A 26,593-nucleotide genomic window follows, 5' to 3' on the forward strand; every position below is an offset into this window, starting at 1 on the left:
ATCAGAAGCGCTTCAAGCGCTGTTTTGCCAGAACCACGCTCCAGCATTGACCGAAATAAATCACCACGCCCACCGTCCACACCCAGAGTGTGAGCACGAGCACGCTGCCAATCACCCCATAGGCCTGATAACGGGAACCAAGCGAAAGGATGCTTCGGCTCACAGCGAGATTGAGCACCGTGAGCAACACACCGATCAAAAAAGAACCTGGAATCAAGGGGCGCAAAGGAACCCGGCGACTGGGCAGAAAAAACTGCAACAGCAAGGCCATGCCAGCAAAGCCCAAACAGGGCACGACAAACTGACCAAACGAGAGCACAGGAATGCTCCGGAGCGCCTGATCCAGCCAGGGCAACCCCTCCAGCGAGCGATGCAACGCCGTGGCGGGAATCATGCGCAGATTGGCGCTGATCTGATCAAGAACGATCAATAGACCAATCAGAATCACCAAAAAGAACGCCTCCAAACGCACCCGCAGGAACTGAATCACCTGCTGACGCCAAGTAGCCTCCGGGGCTGCATCTGGATAGTAATCAAGCCAGATTCTGTCGGCGCCACGCTGAAGCGTGAGGTACACATTTCCCGCCGTCACCAACAGAACACCGGCACCCAAAAGACCAGCACCGAACCCTTGCTTGATCAGCTTCTCGAGAGTGGTCTGGACAATACCGACCGCCATGGGCGGCAAGACTCCAGCGGTGTAATCAACAATCTGCTGATCCAACCCCTCTTGTCGCCCCAAAAACCAGGACGTGACTGCCAGGACAATCAGCAGGAGAGGGAAGATCGATTGGAGCGTGTAATACGCAAATGCTGCACTGAGATCGACGCAGTCGCATTCCGCCCAGCGCACATAGGCTTGCCACAGCGAACGCACAACTCGCTTCCAGGCAAGCCACCGACGCATCAACTCTGAATCGTCACCACCCTCCAACGGTAGCGTTCGCAGCTGCCGGCAACAAAAAAGCCACCCGCACGGGGTGGCTTTTTGCGCAACAGGATGGAATGCTCCGATCCAGTTGCGTTGAAGTGAGAATTGTTTTACCTGGCATCGAGCTATTTTCTCAGGGGGCTACCCCCCAAATATCGTCGCCGCTGCTGCGTTTCACAACCGAGTTCGAGATGGATCGGAGTGGGACCACAGCGCCATGGACACCAGGATAGTTTCAATTCTCTAGGGAGTAAACCCTGAGAACTGCATAGGCTCTCGCAACAAACGTTGCGTCATCTGAATTGAATTGAAAGTCTCTCAGGCAAGAACCAATGGTTTGGTCAAGCCCTCGGTCTATTAGTACTCCTCCGCTGCATCCATTACTGGACTTCCACGTAGAGCCTATCAACGGGTGTTCTTCCCGTGACCTTACTGGGTTACCCCATGGGAACACTCATCTTGAGGTGGGCTTCCCACTTAGATGCTTTCAGCGGTTATCCACTCCGCACATGGCTACCCAGCGTTTACCGTTGGCACGATAACTGGTACACCAGAGGTGCGTTCCTCCCGGTCCTCTCGTACTAGGGAGAAATCCTCTCAATGTTCCTACGCATACACCGGATATGGACCGAACTGTCTCACGACGTTCTGAACCCAGCTCGCGTACCGCTTTAATGGGCGAACAGCCCAACCCTTGGGACCGACTTCAGCCCCAGGTTGCGATGAGCCGACATCGAGGTGCCAAACCTCCCCGTCGATGTGAACTCTTGGGGGAGATCAGCCTGTTATCCCTAGAGTAACTTTTATCCGTTGAGCGACGGCCCTTCCACTCAGAACCGTCGGATCACTAAAGCCGACTTTCGTCCCTGTTCGACTTGTAGGTCTCACAGTCAAGCTTGCTTCTGCTTTTGCACTCGTCGGCTGATTTCCAACCAGCCTGAGCAAACCTTTGCGCGCCTCCGTTACCTTTTAGGAGGCGACCGCCCCAGTCAAACTGCCCACCTGATACTGTCCGCTCCCCGGATAACGGGTGAACGTTAGAACCCTAGCTCTGAAAGAGTGGTATCTCACCATTGACTCCTGAGCACCCACAAGCACTCAATCAACGTCTCCCACCTATCCTGCGCATTCAGAGCCCGGGCACAATACCAAGCTACAGTAAAGCTTCATAGGGTCTTTCTGTCCGGGTGTATGTAGTCCGCATCTTCACAGACAATTCTATTTCGCCGAGCCTCTCTCCGAGACAGCTCCCAGATCGTTACGCCTTTCGTGCGGGTCGGAACTTACCCGACAAGGAATTTCGCTACCTTAGGACCGTTATAGTTACGGCCGCCGTTCACCGGGGCTTCAGTCGCCAGCTTCGCTTACGCTGACCGGCTTCCTTAACCTTCCGGCACTGGGCAGGCGTCAGCCCCCATACATCGTCTTGCGACTTAGCGGAGACCTGTGTTTTTGGTAAACAGTCGCCTGGGACTCTTCACTGCGACCAGCTCGCGCTGGCACCCCTTCTCCCGAAGTTACGGGGCCATTTTGCCGAGTTCCTTAGAGAGAGTTACCTCGCGCACCTCGGTATTCTCTACCACCCCACCTGTGTCGGTTTCGGGTACTGGCAGTTATGCCTTAACGGGTATAGAGCTTTTCTTGGAAGCATGACGTCACCAACTTCGCTGCCGTAGCAGCTCGTACTCACGCCTCAGCTCGGATCGTTTTCGCCGATCCTCAACGCCTCGAACGCTTGAACCAGTAACCAACATCTGGCTTGGCTAGCCTTCTCCGTCCCTCTTCCCAAAACATAACCGGTACAGGAATGTTGACCTGTTATCCATCGACTACGCCTTTCGGCCTCGCCTTAGGTCCAGACTAACCCTCCGCGGACGAGCCTGCCGGAGGAACCCTTAGGGTTTCGGTGCATGGGATTCTCACCCATGTTTTCGCTACTCAAGCCGACATTCTCACTTCCATGCAGTCCACGCCCGCTCACGCTAACGCTTCACCCCACATGGAACGCTCCCCTACCATAAATCCGCAGCTTCGGTACAACGCTTAGCCCCGTTCATTTTCGGCGCAGGATCGCTCGACCAGTGAGCTATTACGCACTCCTTTGAGGATGGCTGCTTCTAGGCAAACCTCCTGGTTGTCTGGGCAATCCCACCTCCTTTATCACTTAGCGTTGATTTGGGGACCTTAGCTGGCGGTCTGGGCTGTTTCCCTCTCGACCATGGAGCTTATCCCCCACAGTCTGACTGCCTCGCTACACACAGGGTATTCAGAGTTCATCTCGATTTGGTACCGCTCTCGCAGCCCGCACCGAAATGGTGGCTTTACCCCCCTGCTGGAGCACGAGACGCTACGCCTCAACGTATTTCGGGGAGAACCAGCTAGCTCCGGGTTCGATTGGCATTTCACCCCTAACCACAGCTCATCCGCTGATTTTTCAACATCAGTCGGTTCGGACCTCCACTTGGTATCACCCAAGCTTCATCCTGGCCATGGTTAGATCACCCGGGTTCGGGTCTATAAACACTGACAAACGCCCTATTCAGACTCGCTTTCGCTATGGCTCCACCATTTCCGGTTTAACCCGCCAGTGCCTATAAGTCGCCGGCTCATTCTTCAACAGGCACACGGTCACCCGATCAGTCGGGCTCCCATTGCTTGTAAGCTCACGGTTTCATGTTCTATTTCACTCCCCTCCCGGGGTTCTTTTCACCTTTCCCTCGCGGTACTGTTTCGCTATCGGTCACACAGGAGTACTTAGCCTTACGAGGTGGTCCTCGCGGATTCACACGGAATTTCACGTGCTCCGTGCTACTCGGGATACAGCTAGGCCAACGCTCCTTTCGAATACGGGGCTTTCACCCTCTGTGGCGCGCCATTCAAACGCTTCTTCTAGGTTTGTTGGTCCACGTTGCTGTCCCACAACCCCGATGGTCGAAACCATCGGTTTAGGCTCTTCCCCGTTCGCTCGCCGCTACTGAGGGAGTCGTTTTTACTTTCCTTTCCTCCAGCTACTAAGATGTTTCAGTTCGCTGGGTTGGCTCGCGCTACCCTATGGATTCAGGTAGCCGTTCTAGGGGTTGCCCCATTCGGAAATTCCCGGATCAAAGCGTGTTTCCAGCTCCCCGAGACTTATCGCAGGTAACCACGTCCTTCATCGCCTCTGTGTGCCAAGGTATCCACCGTGAGCCCTTTGTAGCTTGACCAAATTAATCTCCATCATGCTTGCTGTTGTTGAAAACAGATTCTCGCTGATTCATCACTGAATCAACAATCAAACTCCCACTTGCTCGACACAAGCAGAAGAACATCATGGAGTCTCGGCTCTTGCTCTAGAATTCACATCCTCTCTTCATTGCCACCCTTGCGGGTCACAAGGCTGAAAGAATGCATCATCCATGAGATGCTTTATTCTTTCCAGACTCACCTATGCAGTTGTCAAGGTTCTGCCAGACATCAAATCAAATCATCAAAGCTATCTCGCGATAACGTTGACACTTGATCCGAGCCCAGCATCTTATCAACTAAAATTCAATTCATCATTGAATCTCAGAATGACAGGAAGCTGGGGTCGCCAGCGGACACATCCAAATCACACGCCAAAATCACTCAACTCCTAAAATCAAGAAGCTGGGGATCACGTTCGGTCAGTGGAGGTTAGGAGACTCGAACTCCTGACATCCTGCTTGCAAAGCAGGCGCTCTACCAACTGAGCTAAACCCCCAACACCGAATGGGCCATCCTGGACTTGAACCAGGGACCTCACCCTTATCAGGGGTGCGCTCTAACCACCTGAGCTAATGGCCCAGGAGTCTCATCCCTTTTGGGGTGTGACCTAGACAAAGTTTAGGAACTAAAAATTGATTCCATCCTCACTTGTATTGCTACAAATTTGATGAACTCAAAGCTGAGGTACCGATCGACCTAAGGTGACAGGATTTTGACCTAAGAATAAAAATACTCAGGCATCAAAATCATTGTGTGTCTCCCTGTTAGGAGGTGATCCAGCCGCACCTTCCGGTACGGCTACCTTGTTACGACTTCACCCCAGTCATCAGCCCCACCTTCGACGTCCTCCTCCACAAGGGTTGGAGTAACGGCTTCGGGCGTGGCCAACTTCCATGGTGTGACGGGCGGTGTGTACAAGGCCCGGGAACGTATTCACCGCAGTATGCTGACCTGCGATTACTAGCGATTCCTCCTTCACGTAGGCGAGTTGCAGCCTACGATCTGAACTGAGCTACGGTTTATGGGATTTGCTAGCTCTCGCGAGTTTGCTGCCCTTTGTCCGTAGCATTGTAGTACGTGTGTAGCCCAGGATGTAAGGGGCATGATGACTTGACGTCATCCACACCTTCCTCCGGTTTATCACCGGCGGTCTCTCTAGAGTGCCCAACTGAATGCTGGCAACTAAAGACGTGGGTTGCGCTCGTTGCGGGACTTAACCCAACATCTCACGACACGAGCTGACGACAGCCATGCACCACCTGTCACTGCGTTCCCGAAGGCACTCTCCCGTTTCCAGGAGATTCGCAGGATGTCAAACCCTGGTAAGGTTCTTCGCGTTGCATCGAATTAAACCACATACTCCACCGCTTGTGCGGGCCCCCGTCAATTCCTTTGAGTTTCACACTTGCGTGCGTACTCCCCAGGCGGAACACTTAACGCGTTGGCTACGACACCGAGGGGGTCGATTCCCCCGACACCTAGTGTTCATCGTTTACGGCCAGGACTACAGGGGTATCTAATCCCTTTCGCTCCCCTGGCTTTCGTCCATGAGCGTCAGTTATGGCCCAGCAGAGCGCCTTCGCCACTGGTGTTCTTCCCGATATCTACGCATTTCACCGCTACACCGGGAATTCCCTCTGCCCCTACCACACTCTAGCCCAACAGTTTCCACTGCCACGATGGAGTTAAGCTCCACTTTTTAACAGCAGACTTGAAGGGCCGCCTGCGGACGCTTTACGCCCAATAATTCCGGATAACGCTTGCCACTCCCGTATTACCGCGGCTGCTGGCACGGAATTAGCCGTGGCTTATTCCTCAAGTACCGTCAGTTCTTCTTCCTTGAGAAAAGAGGTTTACAGCCCAGAGGCCTTCATCCCTCACGCGGCGTTGCTCCGTCAGGCTTTCGCCCATTGCGGAAAATTCCCCACTGCTGCCTCCCGTAGGAGTCTGGGCCGTGTCTCAGTCCCAGTGTGGCTGATCATCCTCTCAGACCAGCTACTGATCGATGCCTTGGTAGGCTCTTACCCCACCAACTAGCTAATCAGACGCGAGCTCATCCTCAGGCGAATTTCATTTCACCTCGCGGCATATGGGGTATTAGCAGCCGTTTCCAGCTGTTGTCCCCCTCCTGAGGGCAGATTCTCACGCGTTACTCACCCGTCCGCCACTAACCCGAAGGTTCGTTCGACTTGCATGTGTTAAGCACGCCGCCAGCGTTCATCCTGAGCCAGGATCAAACTCTCCGTTGTAGATCATTTCCTCTTGCGTCCTGCTCTCTCGAGCAACACACTCAAAATGATTTGCATCACCCACAATCATGCACTAAAATGCACAATCGCAGTTGAAGCCTCCTTCTTTTGATAGAAGGGTTCAAAGAGTGCACTTAGAATCTCTCCCTCGTGACTTTCCAGAATCTCAGATCCGGTTTGTCGCTCCATCATTTCGCACACCGGCAACACAGAAGCTCGTGAAAACTTCCCTGTTGCAGCGAATGACTTCAACGCAACATAAAATGTTTGACGGGACCTCACACCTTCATCGCTTCTCATCTCATCCACACAGACAAGCCTCTCAGCTCCTCTCGCGGATCAGACGCAATGAAAGCGTCAGTTCCTAAACTTTTTGATTGTCCAGGTTCTGCCGTCGCGCTCCCTCCTCAGGAGCGGTGGGCGGTGCGGTCTCTCGCGACCGCTTGTGAAACTTACAACACCGGCGGATCGCTCCTCTCGGTCTCGTAAGCACCGATTGACGCAAGCAGCTCTCGCTTCCTCCGCCTCTCGGCTGCGCTTCAGGCCTCAGCCCCCCGCGCAGTCCAAAACCATAACCCATCAACCACCACACACGCAACCTCACCCCCAAGAGGGCAGCCAACTGGCTTGGTCTCAGCGGCCCAAAAGCGCCTCACCCCAAGGCATCAGGCGATCGAGCTGTTGAGACGACGCGGCCGCCAGCACGGGGAAATCCGTTTCAGCCAGGTCCATCCCCGGCCGCAGATCGCCCGGATTCGCCGCCAACCAGCGCAGGGGGCACTCCAGTTCCGCCAACACCAACCAGGCCGCCGCCAGATCCCAGATCTTGGGCGTCGCTTCGAGCGCGGCCACGGTTTGGCCCATCGCCACACTGAGCAGATTGAGGCTGGCAACGCCGAGCAACCGGATCTTCCCGGGGAACGGATGGTCGGGGCGGTGCTGCAACACACGGATCGCCCGACTGCAGAGCGACACACAGGCGCTGTCAGCCGCCAGGCGGGTCTGGGGCGTGAGGCGTTTGCCGTTGCGCCAGGCACCCTTGCCGCGAATGGCAACAATCCGCTGCCGAAGGGATGGCACCTCCAGAAAAGCCTCCATCGGCTGCCCGTCCACACAACGGGCGACGGAAATGGCCCAATAGGGAATGCCGGCGGCGAAGTTGGTGGTGCCATCCAGGGGATCGACCACCCAATAGGCCGGACTCTCAGGAACCGATTTCACCCCCTCCTCACTCAGCACCCCTTCCCCGGGGGCCAGAGACGCCAAGCCCGCCACGATCGTGGCGTCGCTCCAGCGATCACAGGCCGTGATCAGGGTGCCGTCGGGCTTGACATCCGAAACGATGTGGCCGAAATCCTGGCGTTGACGTTCAGCGACCCGATCCAGGAGCTGATGGACGCCATTCAGCTGCTGGGCAGTGAGCGGAGAGGCCACCACGCCGCTTTATCCCTGAGCGGCGACCTGGGAGGCGATGCAGGCGGGGCGATTCGGTGATGGCTCGATCGGCACCACGTAGGTATCGTCTTCAGCGGGCCTTTCAGCGGGAAGCTGATTCACCTGACAGGCTTCCACCTGATCCAGGCCGGTGCGCCGGCGCAATTGAGCGATGCTGTTGTTGTAAAGAAGGATGGCATCGGCATAGCGCACCTGGGCCTGGGTGAGATCCCGCTGGGTATCCACCACTTCCCTTTGGGTGGTCACACCAGCCTGGAAGCGCAGGCGAGCCAATCGCAGCGACTCCCTCGAAGAGAGAACCTCACGCGATGTGGTGTAGATGTCTTGATTAGCCGTACGCAAGTCATAATAACTGTCTTCGACCTCATTCCGGATGCGGTCGCGCTCAGCAGCGAAGTTGAACTCGTTCTCCTGAGCTCTCTGCTTGTTGCGGCGATACTCAGCTCGGGCACGGCCGCCATCAAAGATGTTCCAGGTGGCGGAAAGTCCGACGGCATTATCAAGATTCCAGCCATAGTAATCGGTTTCCACCGGTGGGATGGCGTTGGTTTCACCGGAGTAGCGACCGGTCTGGAATGTGTTGTAAATCGAGAGGATCGGTTGCACCGCAGCAAGGGCAGCATTGGCATTGCTGTTACTGATCGAGATGTCGAGGATGATGCGATCCAGCTCTTCGCGGAAGGCATAGGCGGCCACCACGCTCTCCTGAAGGGAGGGCTGCCAGATGCCGATCACCCGGGCGGGCATGGCAGCGGTGGGGCTGATGTCCTGAGGGAGATCGAGCAGGGCAGCGAGGGCACGGCGGGCCTGGCTCTGACGGCCTAAGCCGTTGGTGAGCACCTGCTGGTCGCGAGCGAGCTGGGTCTCGGCCTCGAGCACCTCCAGCTTGGTGGCCACCCCGGCCTGAAAGCGGGCGCGGGCATCTTTAAGGCTCACCAAGGAGGCTCGCACCGACTGCTGACCGATGCGCACCTGCTCGTCGGCACGCTGGAGCTCGAAATAGGCCGTCGCGGCCTGAAGTCGCAGTTCCCGCAGCGTGATCAGGTAAGTGTCGCGGGCCTTTTCAAAATTGTCGCGCGCGGCGGCGATCTGGGGCACCCGAGCCGGATCGATCAGGTTCCACTGCACCTGAGCAGCAAAATTCGCCGTCCACTGGCTGCTGTTGGTGAGCTGACCATCCTCCTCCTGAAGGCCTGTGGTGGGATTGATGAAGCGATTGGATCCGAAATCCTGACGCTCACCAGCGAAATACTGGGGAAGACCATTCGCTGAAAGGTTGACCGTGGGATACCAGGAGGAAATGGCAGCACGCAGCTGGGACTTCGCCTGCTCCACTTGACTCTTGACCGCCTTGAGGCTGGGGTTGTTGACCTCCATCAGCCGCTCGGCCTGCTGCAGCGTGAGCGGACGGAGCTCACGGATGCGCACCTGGGCGGGCGTGTCGGGGAGGGCGAGATTGGGGGGAGCCTGCAGCGGCGCCAGATCGCCGGGAAGGGTGGTGGCCGCAGGCGCCAGCACGGAAGGATCAGCCTGGGGGCGGCTGCCCTTGAGCTCGATCGCCGTGGGCAGGGTGGATTGATCGATCAGGGCGCCGGCCTGGGCCGCTTCCGAACCGGCTGCAGCTTCAGCCGGTTCAGCCTGAGCGCGCACCTGCAGGGGAACGCCAGCAGCGACAACGCCTGCAAGGAGGAGACAGCTGGCAGCAGACCGGCGCACGGCAACAAATAATCTGGCCGGAGCTTAGTGGCTTTTGTCCGTGTCTCCGAGAGCGGCGGCCACGATGTCAGCTGCTCCATGCACGATTCGAATCGAAACGGGCAAGGCCGCCTCGAGGGCTTCGAGCGTCATGTCATCCAGGAACACCGGCTCTCCCTGGCGCAACATCACCGACGGCAGCAGCAGCTGATCGCCGAGATCGCAGCCAGCCAGACCGCTGATCAGATCCTCCCCCGTGAGCAGGCCGGTGACCACCTGATCCTGGCCCCAGTAGGGACTGGGCAAGCCATAGAGGCGGAGCGACACCCCATCCACCGCATTGAGGCGCGCTGTTACCGGAGCGAGCGCCTGTTCCACCAATCGCCCCACCACCCAACTGCTGCGCAGGGGCCGCACAGCGCGCTCCGGCAGTTCGAGGCTGGCCTGATCGAGCGCTTCCAGGAAGGCGCGGATGCTGCCGACACCGTTTTCCTGCTGGGGGAGATCTTCATAGGCGTCCCGCGGAGGCAAGGGCAGTCCAGCGATCAGATACCACTCATCCGACAGCCAGGCGAAGCGACTGCCGAGACGCTCCTGGAAACGGTTCTGCCAGCGCTCCACCTGGGCGATCACAAGGCTGGCCTGGGCTGGATCCACCGGCACGAGGCCATCACCAGCCGGCCGAAACCGGGTGAGCCCCACGGGCACCACGGCCGCCGAAAGCACGGCGGGCCAGTCGCCAGCGGCAAACTGCGCCAGATCCTTCAAGGTGCGATCCAGAGCTTCGCCATCGTTCAACCCCGGGCAGACCACCACCTGGGCATGGATCTGCAGATCTCGCTCCGCGAACCAACGCAGTTGGTCCATGAGCACGGCCGCGCGGGGGTTCTCCAGAAGTCGGCTGCGCAACTGCGGATCGGTGGCATGCACCGACACAAACAGCGGCGAGAGGCGCTGGCTCTCAATGCGCTGCCAGTCGGCATCGGTGAGATTGGTGAGGGTGAGATAAGAGCCGTAGAGAAAGCTGAGGCGATAGTCGTCGTCTTTGAGGTAAAGGCTGCTGCGATGCCCTGGCGGCTGCTGATCGATAAAGCAGAAGGGGCAGTGGTTGTTGCATTGGCGCAGACCATCGAACAACGCTTCGGTGAACTGCAGGCCCAGGCCGTCATCGGCCTCCTTCTCGAGGTCGACGGCGTGGTGACCCCCCGCCGCATCGCGCACTTCCAGGTGCAGATCTTCCTCCACGATCAGATACCGGTAATCAATCAGATCGCGAGGACGGATGCCGTTGATGCTGAGGAGCTGATCACCGGGCTCAAAGCCCAACTGCTCCCCGATCGAGCCGGGCTCCACCGCGGCCACCACCGCCGGGGCGGGTTGTCGCGATGCCGAGTCGGGACGCAGAGCCGACGAGGCGACCCCTGCGGTGGGCTCATTCCACACGCCGTTGCAGCAGATGGTTTCAGTTTGATGCGGAGCCGGACCACCAGACGAGCAGCAGCACCCCGAAGAGCAACCGGTAGATCACAAAGATCCAGGTGCTGTGCCGCTGGAGGTATTTGATCAACCAGTCGATCGCCAGCCAGGACACGATCGCCGCCGCAACGATGCCAACCAGCAGGGGCAACACCCCGCCGCCGCTGGGCTCAGAGAAGGCACCCTTCAACTCCACCAGACCGGCGATGGTGATGGCAGGAATCCCGAGCAGAAAGGAGAAGCGGGCTGCATCCTGACGCTGCCAGCCATCAAGCAGAGAGGCGGTGAGCGTGCTGCCGGAGCGGGACACACCGGGAACGAGCGCTAGCACCTGGGCCAGACCCACCACAAGACCATCACGCCCCTCCACCTGGGTGAGCTGCTTCAACCGTGGGCCGATGGTCTCGGCCAGGGAGAGCAGCAAGGCCATCACAATCGACACCACAGCGATGGCGGGAACACTGCGAAGCGGCGAGGTTTCATAGCCCGGCCAGAACAACTTGATCGCCAGACCGGCGATCAGGATCGGCACCGTGCCGATGGCCATGGCGAGGCCGAGGCGGGCTTCCGGCTCCCGCCACTGCCCCCGCCCGATCGCATGGCTGATGCCCTGCAGCACCTCCTGCAGATCGCGACGGAAATAGGCGATCACCGCCACGATGCTGCCCAGCTGGATCACGGCGGTCACCGACACGCCGGGATCCCCCCAACCGGCCAGCACCGGCACGATCTTGAGATGGGCGGTGCTGCTGATCGGCAGAAATTCCGTCAGCCCCTGCACCACACCGAGCACAAGGTTGCGCCAACAGGCCTCCAGGAGCCCAGGCGCGGTGGCAACGTCGGTCATCGGAGGCTGAAAAGCTCTGGAACGCTATGTCCCAATGCCTCAGGGCACCAGCGTTGGCACGGAGACATCTTCTAAGGTTTCACTTCTTTCTTCACATCCGGAGGCGGTCGGTTGTCGAGCGGCCTGATCAGAACGGCTGCTGTCAGCCCCGATGCGCTCAACGATCAGAACCTGGTTCTGACGCTTCCAAGGCTCACAGCCCCCAGTCAGGCCGGGCGCTGGGCCGCTGCGCTTGTGGTGTTACCGGTCTTTCTGCAGGCTCCCTGGGTACGCCTGCACCCTTTCAGCGCCGGCGCTTTCACCCTGGTTCTGCTGGCGGTGGCGATCAGCCTGGGGGTTCAGCAGGAGCCCTCCCGCTCCCGTGCCGGCGGACTCCTGCTCGGCTTCAGCGGTAGCTGGCTGGCTGGCACGGTGTTCTGGGGCTGGTTGCGCGTGCATCCGGCCTGGCATCTACCGGTGGAAGCGATGGCCCTGCCCCTGGCTCTCGCGGGGCTCAACAGTCGCTGGCGCCTCGGCTGCGCCTTCTATCTCTCCTCCCTGCTGGGCACGGCACTCACCGACCTGGCGATGGCCCTCACGGGAGTGATGCGGCTTTGGCCCCAGGTGCTGAACGCGCCGCTCGATCAGGCTCAGCCGCTGTTGCATGAAGCGGCAATCAGCCTGCAGCAGCCAGGCTCCATCGCCATTCTGGCGGCCTTCGCCGCACTGATCCTCGGCCTGGCCCAGGCGCTGCGCCAGCGCGGTGTCAGCGATGGCAGCGGCGATCCGAGCTGGACCGTGGCCGCCGCCGTGTTGGTCACCACGCTGGTGATCGACGGGTTATTTCTCCTGTCGGCCACCCTTCAGCCGAGCCTGAGCGGCCTGATCTGAAACGAACTGCAAAAGCTGCTGCCTCGCGGCGGAGATTGGTTGGGACGCACTTGTAAGGTTTGCTCACCGGCACTGCCGGCAGTCTCGTTCCGATCCCTGACGGAGTATTCCGATGAAGCGGCTGGTCTCCTGGCTGACTGGTGTGATGCTGATGGCCGGCCTGGTGCTGGGCCTGCTCTCTCCCGCCGCTGTGTATGCGGATGACCTGCGCAACGTTGCCGACGACAAAATCGCCGAACGGGGTGACAAGGTTGATCTGAACAATTCCTCGGTGCGCCGTTTTCAGCAGTTCCCTGGGATGTACCCGACCCTGGCTGGCAAGATCGTGCTTGGTGGGCCCTACAACAGCGTCGATGACGTGCTCAATCTCGATCTCACCGAGCGCCAGAAGGAGCTGTTTGAGAAGTACCGCGACAATTTTGTGGTGACCGCACCGTCGATTGCACTCAATGAAGGCTTCGACCGCATCAACGACGGTCAGTACCGCTGAATCCCTTTCTGAGCTCGCGGTCCATCAGGATGCGTCTCATTCCGAACCGCCGGAGCACCCGGCGGTTTTTTGGTTGATGTCATGACACCGCAGCAGCCATGGAATGAACCGATTCCTCCGGGCCCCTGGGATGTGATTGTCGTCGGTGCCGGCGCCGCCGGGCTGATGACCTGTCTGGAGCTGCCGGCGGGCCTGCGCATCCTGCTGCTGAACCGCAACACCGGGCGCCGTTCCTCCAGTCGCTGGGCCCAGGGGGGCATCGCCGCCGTGACACGCCCCAACGACACGGCCGCCAGCCATGCCAGCGACACCATGCGCGCTGGTGCCGGCCTCTGCGATCAGGACGCGGTCAACCTGCTGGTGGAAGCCGCACCCAACTGCGTCACACGCCTGCAAGAGCTGGGCATGGCCTTCGATCGCAACAGCAATGGCAGCCTCGCCACCACCCTGGAGGCGGCCCATAGCCACCATCGTGTGCTGCATGTGCAAGACCGCACCGGCAGGGCCCTGGTGGACGTGCTGCGGGAGCGCGTTGAACAGCGGGACGGGCTGCTGCACCGCCGCGGTGTGAGGGTCACACGCCTCTGGGTGGACCGAGGCCGCTGTTGCGGTGTGCAGGTGCTCGATGGCCCGACCCTGCGCTGGATCGGAGCCCGGGCCGTGGTGCTGGCCACCGGCGGCGGTGGCCACCTGTATGCCAACACCACCAATCCCACCCAGGCCTGTGGTGAGGGGGTGGCCCTGGCCTGGCGGGCCGGTGCGGCGGTGGAGGATCTGGAGTTCGTGCAATTCCATCCCACGGCCCTGAGGCTGAGCGGCGCCCCCTGCTTTCTGATCTCCGAAGCTGTGCGGGGTGAGGGGGCCGTGCTGGTGGATGCCAGAGGCGGCAACCCGGTAGCCCAGCTCGCCGGTGGCAACCTTGCGCCACGCGATCAGGTCAGTCGCGCCCTGGTGCGCGCCATGCAGGAGCAGGGCAGCGACCACATGGGGCTGGATCTGACCCCGATTCCGCAGGAGCGGGCGCGCCAACGCTTCCCCACGATCCTGGAGCGCTGCCAGAGTTTCGGCCTCCACCCCCTGAAGGAGCCGATCCCGGTGGCGCCTGCCGCCCACTACTGGATGGGGGGCGTAGCCACGGATCTGCAGGCCGCCACCAACCTGCCGGGTCTGTTCGCCGTGGGAGAAGTGGCCTGCACCGGCCTCCACGGCGCCAATCGCCTGGCCAGCAACTCCCTGATGGAATGCCTCGTGTTCGCCCGGCAGCTGGGGCAGATCGCACTGCCGGAAAGGTCGCCGGCCGTTGCCCTCTCCGGCCCAGGCACCCCAAGCTCAGACGCAAGGGCGCTGGAGCACCGCAGCGAACTGAGCGTCGACACCATGATCGCCAGCATCGAGATCTGGCGGCAACGCTGCTGGCAGGTGGCCGGCGTCGATCGGGATGCCCGCGCCATGGACCAAGCCCTGCGGCTGGCCCGTTCGGAGCTGACGCGCCTTGAAGCCCAAGCACCGGTGCAGTTGGTGGAGACCCAGGCGGTGCACGCGCAGCATCATCTAGAGGAACGCAGTCGGCGCGAATTGAATCTGCTGCTCGATCTGCAACATCGACTCCGGGCCAGCGCCCTGCTGTTCGAAGCCTGCCTGTTCCGCCGAGAGAGTCGCGGCGGTCACTACCGCAACGACGCCCCCTGGCCAATGCCCCAATGGCAGTGCCACTCCAGACAGCAATGGGGCCAGGCGATCAGCACCCGCCCCATCAACCGCTGAAGCCACCGCAAGCGATCAGAAGTCGGACGGTCCTTTGTAATCGGAGAGCTTGGCCAGGGATTTCAGAGGCTTCACGCCTGAATCCAGCTTGCCGTTGATCTCCCAGGTGGGAAATCCCTCGATGCCCTTCTGCTGGCAGAGCTTGGTTTGGCTGTTCTGGCCATCCGGCGCACATTCCACAACCTTGAGTTGTTCGGTGGCTTCCTTGCCGAAGAGCTCCTTCTGTTCATGGCAATGGGGGCACCAATAGGCGGAATACATCACCGCACCAGAGGCGGTGAGGTGTTCGGCAAGAGCGAGGGTGGAGGCATTGCTGGCGGTGGTAACCGCAGGCGGTGCGCCCGGACCGGTGACCGGTGCACCCGGACGGTCGGGATCCACCACCGAGGCCCAGATCAGACCGCCCAACAGAACGGCCAGCGCCAGCAAGACGCCCCGAAACAGCAGCGGCGCCGGATCCTCCCAGCCCCCTCCCGCCACGGCCAGCACGAGCAGCGTCAGCGAGATCAGGGCCGAGAGCACGCAGAAGAAACAGAAGGCCTGGATCTTGAAGACCATCAGCCCCACAAGCACGAGGCTGAACACGGCCATGCCCGTCGCCACCGTGAAGAGACCCCACCAGGTGCGGCGGGACAGATCGGTTTTGTTCTCCGCCAACCCCGGGAGCAGGGGAAGAATCGCCATCACCAGCACGGCCAGATAGGCCAGCAGTCCCACAAAGGACAGGGGGATGCTGAAGCCATCCCCTCGGGCGATCGTTCCCCAGGCGCTGTTGAGCACCTTGTCGCAGCCCTCGGCGCCGCCGGGGCAGCTGAGGGACCCGAGCAGCCCCCACCGCTTCAAGGTGATCGAGCCCGTATCGATCACCCCCACCGTGGCCAGAACGGCCATGGCGATGCGCACCCATTTCGATCCGGAGTCCTGCCGGCGGCGACTGGTGAGGCGGGTGGTGGCCATGAACACAGCGCGAATGCCGTGATTATCGCTGCGACGGCCGCTCTTTCTGCAGCATGGCCATCGCAGACACCCCGTAAGGTGAAGTATTGCCGCGCAACCCATGGTTCAGCAGCGCAGGAGGCCCACCGTGGCCTTTGCCCATCTGGGCTGCGAGAAGAACCGGGTGGACACCGAGCACATGCTCGGCCTGCTCGAGCAGGCCGGCTACGGCGTCAGCAGCGATGAGCAGGACGCCTCCGTGGTGGTGGTGAACACCTGCAGCTTCATCCAGGACGCCCGCGAAGAATCGGTGCGCACCCTGGTGGGCCTCGCCGAGCAGGGCAAGGAACTGATCATTGCCGGCTGCCTGGCCCAGCATTTCCAGGAGGAACTGCTGGAGTCACTGCCGGAAGCCAAGGCGATCGTGGGCACTGGCGATTACCAGCACATCGTGGACGTGCTGCAACGGGTCGAGGCCGGCGAGCGCGTCAACCAGGTGAGCCCGGTGCCCACCTTTGTGGCCAATGAACATCTGCCCCGACATCGCACCAGCGGCGAAGCGGTGGCCTACCTCAAGGTGGCGGAGGGTTGCGACTACCGCTGCGCCTTCTGCATCATTCCCCACCTGCGCGGCAATCAACGCTCCAGACCGATCGAATCGATCGTGGCGGAAGCTCACCAGCTGGCGGCCCAGGGGGTGAAGGAGCTGATCCTGATCAGCCAGATCACCACCAACTACGGCCTCGATCTCTACGGCAAGCCGCGCCTGGCCGACCTCCTGCATGCCCTCGGCGAGGTGGAGATCCCCTGGGTTCGCGTCCATTACGCCTATCCCACCGGCCTCACGCCTGAGGTGCTGGCCGCCTATCGCGACGTGAGCAATGTGCTGCCCTATCTCGACCTTCCCCTGCAACACAGCCATCCCGACGTGCTGCGAGCGATGAATCGTCCCTGGCAGGCGGATGTGAACGAACGGCTTCTCGATCAGATCCGCGACCAACTCCCCGATGCCGTGCTGCGGACCACGCTGATCGTGGGATTTCCCGGTGAAACGGAGGCCCACTTTGAACACCTCGCCACGTTCCTCGAACGTCAGCGCTTTGACCATGTGGGCGTGTTCACCTTCTCCCCGGAGGACGGCACTGCGGCGGCGACACTGCCGGGCCGGGTCGAGGCCGAGGTGGCGGTCGCCCGGAAGGATCGCCTGATGATGCTGCAGCAACCGATCTCCGCCGCCAGGAACAACGCCTGGGTAGGACGGACCGTGGACGTGCTGATTGAGCAGCACAACCCATCCAGTGGCGCGATGATCGGTCGTTGCGCCCGCTTTGCCCCCGAGGTGGATGGCGAAGTGCTGGTGCAACCGGGCGCCAACAACCTCCAGGCGGGTCCGGGAACGATGGTGCCGGTGCAGATCACCGGCGGCGATGTCTACGACCTCAGCGGCCATCTGGTGGGCGCCGCCGCGATGGTGGCGGCAGCACGCACCAACCTGTGAGCGGTTCAAGTCGCTGGCATCCACAGCAACGCAACATCTTTCTGCTCGCGTCGGGCCTGAGCACCGCCGGGTCGTTCGCGGGTCTCACCGCCAAGGGGTGGATCCTCATGGATGGCACGGCCAATCCCATGCTGCTGGCCCTCCACTTCGCCGCCCTCTCCCTGCCCACCCTGCTGGTGAGCGGTCCGGCCGGTGTGCGCACCGACCGGATTGGCTGCGAAACCGTGCTGATTCAGGCCCAGTGGGCCCTGCTGGGAGCCGGCCTGCTCGGGGCCCTCTCCATTCCCCTGCTCGATGGCGCCGCCCAGGTGGCGGTGCTGCTGGCCAGCACCCTGCTGGTGGGGATCGCCAGCGCCTACGAACTCACCGCCCGAAACAAATACTGCGCCCTGCTGGTGGATGAGCCCTCCCAGTTGGCTCCCTACCTGACGAGCTTTTCCGTGATCTTCAACGTGGGCAAGCTGGTGGGCCCCCCTCTGGGGGGTTGGCTGGTGGCCCTGACGGGACCCGCCACAGCCCTCAGCCTCGATGCCCTCACCTACCTCTTGCCAATTGCCAGTGTGATCTGGCTGCTGCAACCGAATCGCGACCAGGAGCAGCGCAGCGTCAACCGCGCCCGATCCTCCCTGCTGCATGCCTGGCGTGATTGCGGCATCACCCTGCGCCATGTGCTGCGCTTCACGGCCCTGATCTGTCTGGTGGGCTTCTTCCACCCCGGCCTTGCCCCCTTGATCGCCGCCGACACCATCGGGCCAGACCCCCTGGACCTGGGACTTTTCACGAGCGTGCTAGCCGCCGGCAGCATCCTGGGGGGGGTGGTGTTGCAACGCAACAGTCATCGTTTCTGCCATCGCCCTTGCCTCACCCTGGGCTGCTTCGCCCTGATCACGGCTGTCGCCCAACTGGGCATGGCCCAGGAAGCGTCGCAACGCACGGCGTTGCTGATGGCCTTCCTGATCGGTGGCGGCACGGCCGGACTGCTCAGCAGCGCCAACCTGATCACCCAGGTGGGCTCCCCCCAGGTGATGCGAGGGCGGATGGCTGGATTGAGTCAGATCGCTTTCCTTGGCGGCGGCGGCCTGAGCGGCATCATTGCCGCCGGCCTGACCCAAACCCTCGGCCTCAGAAGCACCTTTGCCATCACAGGAGCCATCGGCCTGGTGTTAGCCGGCATGGAAATTGCCAGGCGCGGTCGGGTCGTGCTGGAGGAAACCGATGCGTTCAGATCAGCTTGATGCCCCGCAGCACACCACTGATGGTGGCTGCGGCAACCAGACCGGCACCAACCAGACCCAGATAGATGACGACGCCCACGGCTGTGCTTGCAAGACCTATCTATTAGACCAGACACAAAGCCAACGTTGCGGACAAACCCCCTAAGGTTGTGGCCATTCACCGTCGCAAGGGCGACGGAACTCGCGCCAGGGATCGGCGGTCACGTTTCGCTCAACCCACGTTTCTCTACACCAGCTCTGTCTCGCCCGCTACTGCCACGACGCTTCCCATGCGCACGCTGTTCGTTTACCCCCAGTTCCCGAAGACCTTCTGGAGCTACGAGAAAATTCTCGAACTGGTGAACAGGAAGGTCCTTCTGCCGCCCCTGGGCCTGGTGACCGTGGCAGCCCTGCTGCCCCAGGAGTGGGAGATGAAGCTGGTCGACCGCAACGTGCGCGAGGTCACCGAAGCGGAATGGTCGTGGGCGGAGCTGGTGGTGATCTCCGGGATGATCGTCCAGAAGGACGACATGCAGTGCCAGATCGCCGAAGCGAAGCGACGCGGACTGCCGGTGGCTGTAGGCGGCCCCTACGCCAGCTCCACCCCCGATGCCCCCGAGATTGCCGACGCTGATTTCAAGGTTCTGGATGAGGGTGAGATCACCCTGCCGATGTTTGTGGAGGCGATTCAGCGGGGTGATCGCAGTGGCCGCTTCAGCGCCGAAGGCGATAAGCCGGATGTGACCTCCACCCCCATCCCCCGCTTCGACCTGCTCGAACTGGACGCCTATGACTCCATGAGCGTGCAGTTCTCGCGCGGTTGCCCGTTCAACTGCGAGTTCTGCGACATCATCGTGCTGTATGGCCGCAAGCCCCGCACCAAAACCCCCGAACAGCTGATCGCCGAACTGCAGAGTCTTTACGACCTGGGGTGGCGCCGCTCGATCTTCCTGGTCGACGACAACTTCATTGGCAACAAGCGCAACGCCAAGTTGCTCCTGCCCCAGATCAAAGCCTGGCAGGAGGAGCGGGGCTATCCCTTCAGTTTCGCGACCGAAGCTTCGGTGGATCTCGCCGATGATGAGGAGATGATGCGGATGATGCACGAAGCACGCTTTGAAAGCGTGTTCCTGGGCATCGAAACCCCGGACGAATCGAGTCTGGAAACAGCTCGCAAGGTGCAGAACACTCGCAATCCGCTGGATGCAGCGGTTGACCGCATCACCGCCAATGGGATCCGGGTGATGGCAGGGTTCATCATCGGGTTCGACGGTGAACAGTCAGGTGCAGGGCGTCGCATCGTGGACTTTGTCACTCGCACCGGCATTCCGGCGGCGATGATGGGCATGTTGCAGGCCCTGCCCAACACCGCCCTCTGGCATCGTCTCGAGAAAGAAGGTCGCCTGATTCAAGACAAGGCCGCCGCCAAGGGGGTCAACCAGACCAATCTGCTCAATTTCAAGCCCACGCGGCCGATCCGCGACATCGCCAATGAATATGTGGAGGCGTTCTGCGCGCTCTATGAGCCGAACGCCTACATGGATCGCGTCTATTCCTATTACCTCAAAATGGGCGCGCCGCGTTGGAAAGGCACCGCCAAACTTCCCACCTGGACTGATCTGCGCGCCCTCTCGATTGTGATCTGGCGCCAGGGCATCCAACGCAGCACCCGTTGGCGCTTCTGGCGTTACATGTTCGGCATGGCCCGCCAGAATCCAGCCCTGCTGGAGCAGTTTCTCGTGGTGCTCGCCCACAACGAACACTTCCTCGAATATCGCTCGATCGTGCAGCAAGAGATTCGCGAACAACTGGAGTCTCTGCCCCCGGAAGAACCAAGCAGCTCCAGGGAATTGCAGACGGCCTGAATTAATCCTGGATGTAGGGCGTGCCCTGCAGCATGGCTTGCTCGGCTTTCTGAAGCTCACGCCCGAGATACAGGGCGTGATCGAGTTGGGAGATCGGCAACGGCCCCTCCGCCTCGGTGAGCTGAATCCCCAGCGCTTTGGCGGTTTTGGCCCGATAGATGCGGGCAGCCTCGCGCGGTCCGCCACCACGGCAGGCCAACACTTCCCCGGTTTCGGGATCGGTGGCGCGACCCTTCGCGTCGACATCATTGCGGTAATGCTCCACAACGAGCTCAGCGGCAGCAGCGTCGACACGGATCAGGAAATATCCGGCGGGATCCAGGGCAATGAAGCGCTGGGAGAGCTGGTCATCCAGGGCCTGCAGCGCCTGGGCCGCCGTTGCCGCTGAGGTCACCAATGAAGGGGAACTGCTATCTGCCATGCCGTCACCCTACAAATCAGCAGCCGAGAGCCCCAACGCCGGCGTCTCGGCGCGGAACGGCAGCTCCGCATTGATGGCCTCGATCTCCTCCAGCAGCAATCCGTTCGCCCGCGGCAGCCAGGCACGAATCAGACCATCCATACGATCGTCATACCAGCGGTGCAGGCTCGCCAGAGGCCTGGCAACAAAGCCCCGACGCCGTTTGTGGCTGCCGCCGGCACCGGGGTCAAACCGTTGCAGCCCCCGTTCCAGAGCCCAGGCGATCGGCGCGTAATAACAGACCTCGAAGTGCAGACAATCGATCTCTTCCCGGGTGCCCCAGTAACGGCCCCACAACTGCTGCTGATCCTGAAGGCAAAGCGACATCGCCACGGGATCGTGAGGATCGCCGCGATGGGCACTGAACAGCACCACGTGCGCGCTCAGCTCCGGATCGACGAGTGCATCGAAGAAGGAAGCCTCGAGATATTTGCTGCCCCACGGACCCCAGCGGGCACAGTGCTGGGCATAAAAGCCATGCATGGCCTCAAGCAGTGCAGGGGTCAGCGCCGCACCCGTGAGGGGCGTCACGCTGATCCCCGCCTTTCGCACCGCCTGGCGCTCCCGTTTGATGTTGCGCCGCTGGTTGGCGTTGAAGCCGGCCAGATAGTCGGCGAACTGCTCCTGACCCTGGGCAGACCAGAGACTCTGCTGATTGAGCCAGCAGGCACAGCCGGCCGCCTCGGCCAGGGGTTGCCATGCCGGATCCACGTAAAGGAAGTTGCAGCTGAGGATGCCGTTGCGCACAGCGAAGTCATCGATCAGGCGCAACATCAGAGCCGTCAGTGCACCGGCGTCTTCGCCTGGCGCCACATGGAAGCGATACCCCTGCACCGGGCTCACCGGACTCATGCCCACGAGCTTGGGGTAGTAGCGCAAGCCCAGGTCGGCGGCGAGGCGGGCAAAGGCTTGGTCAAACACGAACTCGCCATAGCTGTGCCCCTTGAGATAGAGGGGTGCCACGGCCACCAGGGTGTCGTCGTCGCGACGCAGGGCGAGATGAAGCGGCTGCCAGCCCTGATCCGCCGCGATGCTTCCGGAGGCCTCCAGGGCCGTGAGCCAGCGCCAACGGTAGAAGGGGATGGCGTCCTCTCCGACCAGCCGCTCCCAGTCGGCTTCGGGAATCTCCTGCAAAGACCGGTGCCATCGGGCCGACAGAGAGGCCATCGCCGCCTGGAGCAAAGGGGCGGCGTGACCCTAACCACAACCCTGGAGCAAAGCGACAGCGCAGCGAGCAGAATCAAGACCCTGCCGCCGTCCGCCGTGATCGCTCGATCCTCCCCCTGGCGCTGGGTCCTGGCGGCCGGCTTGAGCCTGGCTGGCGCTCAGCTCGCCTTGGCTCCGGCCAGGGCAGGGCTGCTCTCACCGATCCTGCAGATGATGCGACCGCGGATCGAATCACGCCTGGCCGAAGAGTGCCGGAAACTGGTGAGTCAACAGGCGGGGGAGAGTCTGGAACCGGAGCTGAACCGGCTGGTGGAGCAGCCCTGCCGTTCGTTGGCCCGCCCGGTGAGTGTCTGCTTGATTCGGGAAACCAGCCGCACGGGACGGGAGCTGGGCGTGATCAGTGAACTGGTGGCCGGGAGAGTGGGCGACGATGCGGAAGTGGTGATCAAACGCTGCATCGCCTCGATGCTCGGATTGTCGGAATCGAGCCTGCAGGAGCTGCCGCTTCAGACCCTGGTGGAACGCTGGCGTCGATAACGCAGCATCAGTTCATCGCCCTCCAGACGCTCAACCGCCTCCAACCCCCAGGCCGCGGATGAGCCGAGGTCGGCCGGCAGCCCAAGGGTGTCGGCCGGCAGCCAACAGTGCTCTCCCCCCAGCAGCCGAGGGGTGAGGGTCAACTGCAGTCCATCCACCGCATCGTCCTGCAGCAATCCGGCACAGAGCCGCGCCCCGCCCAGCAACAACAAACGGGACAAGCCCCGCTGAGCCAGGGTCTGCAGCGTGCCCGGCCAGCGTTCAGCCAACGGCAACCGCCCATCAAAGCCGCTGGGGATCGCCCCGTCCTTGGCGGGCGACAGCAACAGGCGGCGGATCGGCTGGCCAAAAAAAGGCCAATGCTGGGGAAAGGCATCGGCTTGCGACACCACCAGAGCGGTCGGCTGGGCGGGCCGTCCCTGCTGCATCCGCTGCTCGCGCAGCTGCGGATTGCGGATCAAGCAGGTGGAGTGATGCGCTCGGAGGGTTCCGCCTCCGATCAGGGCCCCATCCGCCCAGGCCAAAGCCTCTTCAAGAACCCGGCGATCACCGGCTCCACCCAGTTGGGCGGCACCGCCAGCCGGCGGTGCCAGCCGTCCATCCAGACTGATCGCCAGCACCAGGCGCACCTGGGGCAAAGGACCAGCAGAGAGTCTGGCCAAGGGCGAGATGTTCAGGAGGCCATCGCCGCCTCAAGGCCAACGGGTGCCATGTTGAGCTGCGGCGCCTCAGCAAACACTTCAGCGGCGTTGTTCGGGCTTTCCTGCAGCCGCACCTTGTGCAGATGGGCGCCGATCGCCTGCACCGGCGCAGCAAGCCGGTCGGCGATGTGCAGGGCGATGTTCTCCGCTGTGGGGACACAGGTGGAGAAATGGGGCACGTCCTTATTGAGGAACGTGTGGTCGAAGGGCTCGACCACCAGGTCGTCGAGCAGGCTCTGAAGCGCTGCCAGATCGCAGACCATGCCCGTGCGGGGATCGATGCTGCCCCGCACGGTCACCTCCACCAGATAGTTGTGACCATGCCCATGGGGGCGAGCGCATTTGCCGTAGATCCGCTCGTTCTCCTCCTGGCTGAGCTCGGGTCGTGCCAGTCGGTGAGCGGCAGCGAAGTGGGTGCGAAGGGTGAGATAAGCGTCCATGCCGTGTCCGAGGTAGTCGGCCCAGAGGCCTGGTGATTCGTAAAGCCGCAGGGCGACCAGGGGGAGGTGGGCGGAAAGCCGATGCCAGATCACGCGCACCAACGCCTCGGTGGTGGGCAGACAGCCCTCCGGCCTGGTGACATCAAACTCCGGCCAGGCTTCATTGAGGAAGCGGAAGTCGAGCGCTTCGGTGACCTCCGAACGGATCGCATGCTTCACCTCAGAGAGGTTGAGCACCATGCCATCGGCATCGAGAGGTCCGGCCATCGACACGATCAACTCGTAATTGTGGCCGTGTCCGGGTGCGAGGGTGCAGGGCCCGAAGCGGGCGGCGTTGTCATCCGCATCCAGCTCCGGCAACCAGTACCGATGGCTGGCGCTGAAGCAGGCGCGACGGGTGATCACACAACCACGTCCCTGGCCATGGGGAGCGGAGGCCATCGCAGAACTGTCAGCCATGGCATCCCTCAACCGGCCGGCATCCTAGGGAGTTCGCAGCTTGTGCCGTCCGGACGGCCGCCGCCCCTCGCCATGACCGACCCTTCCCAGCCCCTGCCCCATCCCCTCAAAGCGCGCCTCGGGGGGCGCAATCTCTATCTGGTGGGCATGATGGGCAGCGGCAAAAGCAGCAGTGGCCGCCCCCTGGCCGCGAGCCTGGACTATGGCTTCGTGGATGCCGACGCCGTGATCGAGCAGGTGGCCGGTCGCTCGATTCCCCACCTGTTTGAGGAGGAGGGGGAGGAGGGCTTCCGCGATTTGGAATCCCAGGTGCTGCAGGCGATCGGCCAGCGCCACTCGCTGGTGGTGGCCACCGGCGGCGGCATCGTGACGCGACCCGAAAACTGGGGCGTGCTGCATCAGGGGCTGGTGGTCTGGCTGGATCCCGACCGTGACCAGCTGTTGCAACGGCTGCGGCGGGATCCGGGCGAACGCCCCCTGCTGCGCAGCGCTGACCCGGCAGCAACGCTCGACACCCTGTTGAGCGCAAGGCGGCCCCTCTACGCCGAAGCGGATGTGCAGCTGACCATTGGCGATGACACACCGGAAGAGGTGGCCCAGCGCGTCCTTGACGCCATTCCCGCCGTGCTCAATCCCGTTCAGGGGGCTCCAGGCGCACCGCAAACCACTGCAGAGTGAGCCCTGGGGAGATCTCCAGATCACAAGCGGTATCCAGCAGTCTCCGGGCTGCAGCCGTGAGGGAACCGGCGGCCACGAGGTCGTCAGGCAGGGTCTCCAAGGCGGCCAGCTGGCCTTCCAGCCATGTCACGGTGTCGGCGGCGGAGAGAAACCGCTCCGGCTGGCCCGGCTCCAGAACCACATAGTGATCGCAGGCACGAATCAGGGGATCAGACATGGTGCGACGACTGCTGCGTCCGATCATCGTGGCTCTGCTGCTGCTGCTGTGCCTCGCCATCCCGGTGCGGGCCGATGGCAGCGCGACGCTGCTGGAGCAACGCCTGCAGGCCTGGCCTGACTGGCAGCTGCCGGCGCCGTTGCCGCGCCCCGATCGCCGTGGGGATCTGGTGTATCCGGCCTGGTTTGCCGGCGAGTGGCAGGTGACGAGCCTGGATCTGACGGCGGAAGGGGAGACCGGCGCACCGCTCCGCCATCAGGCCCGGTTTCTCCTTGATACGCAGCAGCGGGTCGTGCCCGATCGCGCCTTCAATGCCCTCGCGATCGGCCGAGCGGTGCTGGGTTCGGCCTTGTTGACGGTGGAGCAGCCAGCCGACGATCACACTCGGCAACTGGCCCGGCTGCGGAACGACCAGCTGCTGGAGACCACTGTGATCGGCAGGCGACAGAGCGATCCGCAGCAGGAGCCGTTCACAACCGACGAACTGGTGCTTCAGATCGTGCATGGCCCTGGATCGCCCAGGATCAGCCGGGTGGAAACCCTCAGCCGCTACCACCCCTGCACACCCAGGCCAGCGGCGGTGGAACGCATCTGCGCCGAGCAATGGCAGGCTCGCTTCAGCGGGCCCGAGCAGGGACTGGACGCTGCTCCCCTGGCACGCGCCCACTACCGGCTCGCGCTCACACGGCTGCCGGATCAACCTGAAACAGACGGGTCTCCAAACGATCCCGCCAGGCGAACAGCGGCTGCAGCTGGGGGTGATCACTGAGTCCTGGCACGCCCCGACCCGCCAGGCCATCTCCGGCGGACGCGGGAAAACGCAGCAGCGAAAGCTGGGCCGCCACCGCCAGATCGGCCATGGAAAGCTGATCTCCGACCAACCAGGGCGTGGTCTCCACAGCCGCAGCCAGCCGCTGCAGGCTGGTGAACATGGCGGCACGCTCCCCCTGATCGAGCACCTCGCCAAGCCCCTGCAGCCAACCGCCGGGCAAACCGGCCAGTGTGCGCCGCAGCGGTTCCGGCAGGTCATCAGGCAGCAGTGCCACCCGCAGCTCCGGATCACTCGCCGCCGCCTGCACCAGGGCGAGGCGGGCGGCATGGGCCAGGGTGGTGTCGGCCCAGTCTTCGATCAGATGCACCTGAGCCGCGTCGCGCGCGTCCTGAGGGATCAGGGAAGGGTCGGGTTCGACCGACTCGAGGTGGCGGGCGATCGCCGAGGAATCAGCGATCACCGTGTCGCCATCCACCAGAACGGGCAGCTGACGCTGGCCCGAGAGGCGAAAAACAGCCAGCTGACCCACGCCCGGGGTGACCTCCACCACGCGATAACTCAGGGCTTTGGCCTGCAGCACCATGCGCACCTTCAGGCAGAAGGCGGAATGGCGGAACTGATGGAGCTCCAGCATCACCGGACAGCCG

Annotated in this window: 22 protein-coding genes, 2 tRNA genes and 3 rRNA genes; 9 read left to right on the top strand and 18 right to left on the bottom strand. The window is 62.1% G+C overall.

The window, feature by feature from the left end; genetic code table 11:
• Position 1 precedes the first annotated feature (1 nt).
• The 10 genes from SynRS9909_RS12035 to SynRS9909_RS12080 all read right to left on the bottom strand — a co-directional run bounded on the left by SynRS9909_RS12035 (position 2) and on the right by SynRS9909_RS12080 (position 11,878).
• Positions 2 to 907, bottom strand: coding sequence for a YihY/virulence factor BrkB family protein (locus tag SynRS9909_RS12035; protein WP_038001825.1), 906 nt, complete (start codon positions 905 to 907; stop codon positions 2 to 4).
• 136 nt (positions 908 to 1,043) lie between these two features.
• Positions 1,044 to 1,160, bottom strand: a 5S ribosomal RNA gene (gene rrf / locus SynRS9909_RS12040).
• 108 nt (positions 1,161 to 1,268) lie between these two features.
• A 23S ribosomal RNA gene (locus SynRS9909_RS12045) occupies positions 1,269 to 4,134 on the bottom strand.
• A gap of 445 nt (positions 4,135 to 4,579) precedes the next feature.
• Positions 4,580 to 4,652, bottom strand: a tRNA-Ala gene (locus tag SynRS9909_RS12050).
• 9 nt (positions 4,653 to 4,661) lie between these two features.
• Positions 4,662 to 4,735, bottom strand: a tRNA-Ile gene (locus SynRS9909_RS12055).
• Positions 4,736 to 4,920: 185 nt separating this feature from the next.
• A 16S ribosomal RNA gene (locus SynRS9909_RS12060) occupies positions 4,921 to 6,405 on the bottom strand.
• The 16S, 23S and 5S rRNA genes sit together here with 2 tRNA genes alongside, the layout of an rRNA operon.
• A 633-nt stretch (positions 6,406 to 7,038) precedes the next feature.
• Entirely contained in the window at positions 7,039 to 7,842 is an 804-nt protein-coding gene (locus SynRS9909_RS12065; RefSeq protein WP_007101462.1) for an inositol monophosphatase family protein, read from the bottom strand.
• Positions 7,843 to 7,848: 6 nt separating this feature from the next.
• Entirely contained in the window at positions 7,849 to 9,576 is a 1,728-nt protein-coding gene (locus tag SynRS9909_RS12070) for a TolC family protein (RefSeq protein ID WP_007101461.1), read from the bottom strand.
• A 24-nt stretch (positions 9,577 to 9,600) separates the two neighbouring features.
• On the bottom strand, positions 9,601 to 10,998 hold the full coding sequence (locus SynRS9909_RS12075) for a TIGR03279 family radical SAM protein (RefSeq protein WP_038001054.1): 1,398 nt from the start codon (positions 10,996 to 10,998) through the stop codon (positions 9,601 to 9,603).
• A gap of 19 nt (positions 10,999 to 11,017) precedes the next feature.
• A complete protein-coding gene (locus SynRS9909_RS12080) occupies positions 11,018 to 11,878 on the bottom strand; it encodes an undecaprenyl-diphosphate phosphatase (RefSeq protein ID WP_007101459.1) in 861 nt (286 codons plus the stop codon).
• A gap of 111 nt (positions 11,879 to 11,989) precedes the next feature.
• Here SynRS9909_RS12080 and SynRS9909_RS12085 point away from each other — a divergent pair, with 111 nt between their 5' ends.
• The 3 genes from SynRS9909_RS12085 (at position 11,990) to nadB (ending at position 15,002) form a co-directional block, all read left to right on the top strand.
• Complete coding sequence (locus tag SynRS9909_RS12085; RefSeq protein ID WP_007101458.1) at positions 11,990 to 12,748, top strand: DUF3120 domain-containing protein; 759 nt, start codon at positions 11,990 to 11,992, stop codon at positions 12,746 to 12,748.
• A gap of 112 nt (positions 12,749 to 12,860) precedes the next feature.
• On the top strand, positions 12,861 to 13,238 hold the full coding sequence (gene psbU / locus SynRS9909_RS12090; RefSeq protein WP_007101457.1) for a photosystem II complex extrinsic protein PsbU: 378 nt from the start codon (positions 12,861 to 12,863) through the stop codon (positions 13,236 to 13,238).
• A gap of 81 nt (positions 13,239 to 13,319) precedes the next feature.
• Positions 13,320 to 15,002 (top strand): L-aspartate oxidase, encoded by a 1,683-nt coding sequence (nadB, locus tag SynRS9909_RS12095; protein ID WP_007101456.1) that lies wholly within the window; start codon positions 13,320 to 13,322, stop codon positions 15,000 to 15,002.
• A 15-nt stretch (positions 15,003 to 15,017) separates the two neighbouring features.
• Here the strand turns inward: nadB and SynRS9909_RS12100 are convergent, their stop codons facing one another.
• The gene (locus SynRS9909_RS12100) at positions 15,018 to 15,959 is read right to left on the bottom strand and encodes a vitamin K epoxide reductase family protein (RefSeq protein ID WP_007101455.1); all 942 of its coding nucleotides are present in this window, start codon (positions 15,957 to 15,959) and stop codon (positions 15,018 to 15,020) included.
• 100 nt (positions 15,960 to 16,059) lie between these two features.
• Here SynRS9909_RS12100 and rimO point away from each other — a divergent pair, with 100 nt between their 5' ends.
• Both rimO and SynRS9909_RS12110 read left to right on the top strand, forming a co-directional pair.
• A complete protein-coding gene (rimO, locus tag SynRS9909_RS12105) occupies positions 16,060 to 17,436 on the top strand; it encodes a 30S ribosomal protein S12 methylthiotransferase RimO (protein WP_007101454.1) in 1,377 nt (458 codons plus the stop codon).
• Positions 17,433 to 18,671, top strand: coding sequence for an MFS transporter (locus tag SynRS9909_RS12110; RefSeq protein WP_007101453.1), 1,239 nt, complete (start codon positions 17,433 to 17,435; stop codon positions 18,669 to 18,671). The genes rimO and SynRS9909_RS12110 overlap by 4 nt, the downstream gene beginning before the upstream one ends.
• On the opposite strand, the gene SynRS9909_RS12115 is transcribed toward SynRS9909_RS12110, so the two are convergent.
• Positions 18,658 to 18,750: a hypothetical protein gene (locus SynRS9909_RS12115; protein ID WP_007101452.1), complete on the bottom strand. Its 93-nt coding sequence runs from the start codon at positions 18,748 to 18,750 to the stop codon at positions 18,658 to 18,660. The two genes, SynRS9909_RS12110 and SynRS9909_RS12115, sit on opposite strands and share 14 nt — an antisense overlap.
• Positions 18,751 to 18,940: 190 nt before the next feature.
• Between SynRS9909_RS12115 and SynRS9909_RS12120 the strand changes: the two genes are divergently transcribed.
• Complete coding sequence (locus tag SynRS9909_RS12120; RefSeq protein ID WP_007101451.1) at positions 18,941 to 20,515, top strand: B12-binding domain-containing radical SAM protein; 1,575 nt, start codon at positions 18,941 to 18,943, stop codon at positions 20,513 to 20,515.
• 1 nt (position 20,516) lies between these two features.
• Here SynRS9909_RS12120 and SynRS9909_RS12125 read toward each other — a convergent pair whose 3' ends face one another.
• Both SynRS9909_RS12125 and SynRS9909_RS12130 read right to left on the bottom strand, forming a co-directional pair.
• Positions 20,517 to 20,912, bottom strand: coding sequence for a DUF4346 domain-containing protein (locus SynRS9909_RS12125; protein ID WP_007101450.1), 396 nt, complete (start codon positions 20,910 to 20,912; stop codon positions 20,517 to 20,519).
• Between the two features lie 33 nt (positions 20,913 to 20,945).
• Entirely contained in the window at positions 20,946 to 22,142 is a 1,197-nt protein-coding gene (locus tag SynRS9909_RS12130) for a GNAT family N-acetyltransferase (RefSeq protein WP_050752618.1), read from the bottom strand.
• Positions 22,143 to 22,166: 24 nt separating this feature from the next.
• Here SynRS9909_RS12130 and SynRS9909_RS12135 point away from each other — a divergent pair, with 24 nt between their 5' ends.
• Positions 22,167 to 22,679 carry a hypothetical protein gene (locus tag SynRS9909_RS12135; protein WP_007101448.1) on the top strand — a complete coding sequence of 171 codons (513 nt, stop codon included), beginning with the start codon at positions 22,167 to 22,169 and terminating at the stop codon, positions 22,677 to 22,679.
• On the opposite strand, the gene SynRS9909_RS12140 is transcribed toward SynRS9909_RS12135, so the two are convergent.
• Together SynRS9909_RS12140 and SynRS9909_RS12145 are read right to left on the bottom strand one after the other, a co-directional pair.
• Positions 22,649 to 23,341 (bottom strand): dihydrofolate reductase family protein, encoded by a 693-nt coding sequence (locus tag SynRS9909_RS12140; protein WP_240307748.1) that lies wholly within the window; start codon positions 23,339 to 23,341, stop codon positions 22,649 to 22,651. The genes SynRS9909_RS12135 and SynRS9909_RS12140 overlap by 31 nt on opposite strands.
• Positions 23,342 to 23,352: 11 nt before the next feature.
• Positions 23,353 to 24,279 (bottom strand): 6-carboxytetrahydropterin synthase, encoded by a 927-nt coding sequence (locus SynRS9909_RS12145; RefSeq protein WP_007101446.1) that lies wholly within the window; start codon positions 24,277 to 24,279, stop codon positions 23,353 to 23,355.
• Between the two features lie 72 nt (positions 24,280 to 24,351).
• Here SynRS9909_RS12145 and SynRS9909_RS12150 point away from each other — a divergent pair, with 72 nt between their 5' ends.
• Positions 24,352 to 24,957: a shikimate kinase gene (locus SynRS9909_RS12150; protein ID WP_007101445.1), complete on the top strand. Its 606-nt coding sequence runs from the start codon at positions 24,352 to 24,354 to the stop codon at positions 24,955 to 24,957.
• Here the strand turns inward: SynRS9909_RS12150 and SynRS9909_RS12155 are convergent.
• Complete coding sequence (locus SynRS9909_RS12155) at positions 24,908 to 25,174, bottom strand: chlororespiratory reduction protein 7 (RefSeq protein ID WP_038001051.1); 267 nt, start codon at positions 25,172 to 25,174, stop codon at positions 24,908 to 24,910. The two genes, SynRS9909_RS12150 and SynRS9909_RS12155, sit on opposite strands and share 50 nt — an antisense overlap.
• Here SynRS9909_RS12155 and SynRS9909_RS12160 point away from each other — a divergent pair.
• A complete protein-coding gene (locus SynRS9909_RS12160) occupies positions 25,173 to 25,943 on the top strand; it encodes a DUF6816 family protein (protein ID WP_007101443.1) in 771 nt (256 codons plus the stop codon). The genes SynRS9909_RS12155 and SynRS9909_RS12160 overlap by 2 nt on opposite strands.
• On the opposite strand, the gene SynRS9909_RS12165 is transcribed toward SynRS9909_RS12160, so the two are convergent.
• Positions 25,855 to 26,580 (bottom strand): glutathione S-transferase family protein, encoded by a 726-nt coding sequence (locus SynRS9909_RS12165; protein ID WP_186593729.1) that lies wholly within the window; start codon positions 26,578 to 26,580, stop codon positions 25,855 to 25,857. The two genes, SynRS9909_RS12160 and SynRS9909_RS12165, sit on opposite strands and share 89 nt — an antisense overlap.
• Between the last annotated feature and the right edge of the window lie 13 nt (positions 26,581 to 26,593).

The organism is Synechococcus sp. RS9909 (genome assembly GCF_014279595.1).
GTDB lineage: Bacteria > Cyanobacteriota > Cyanobacteriia > PCC-6307 > Cyanobiaceae > Synechococcus_C.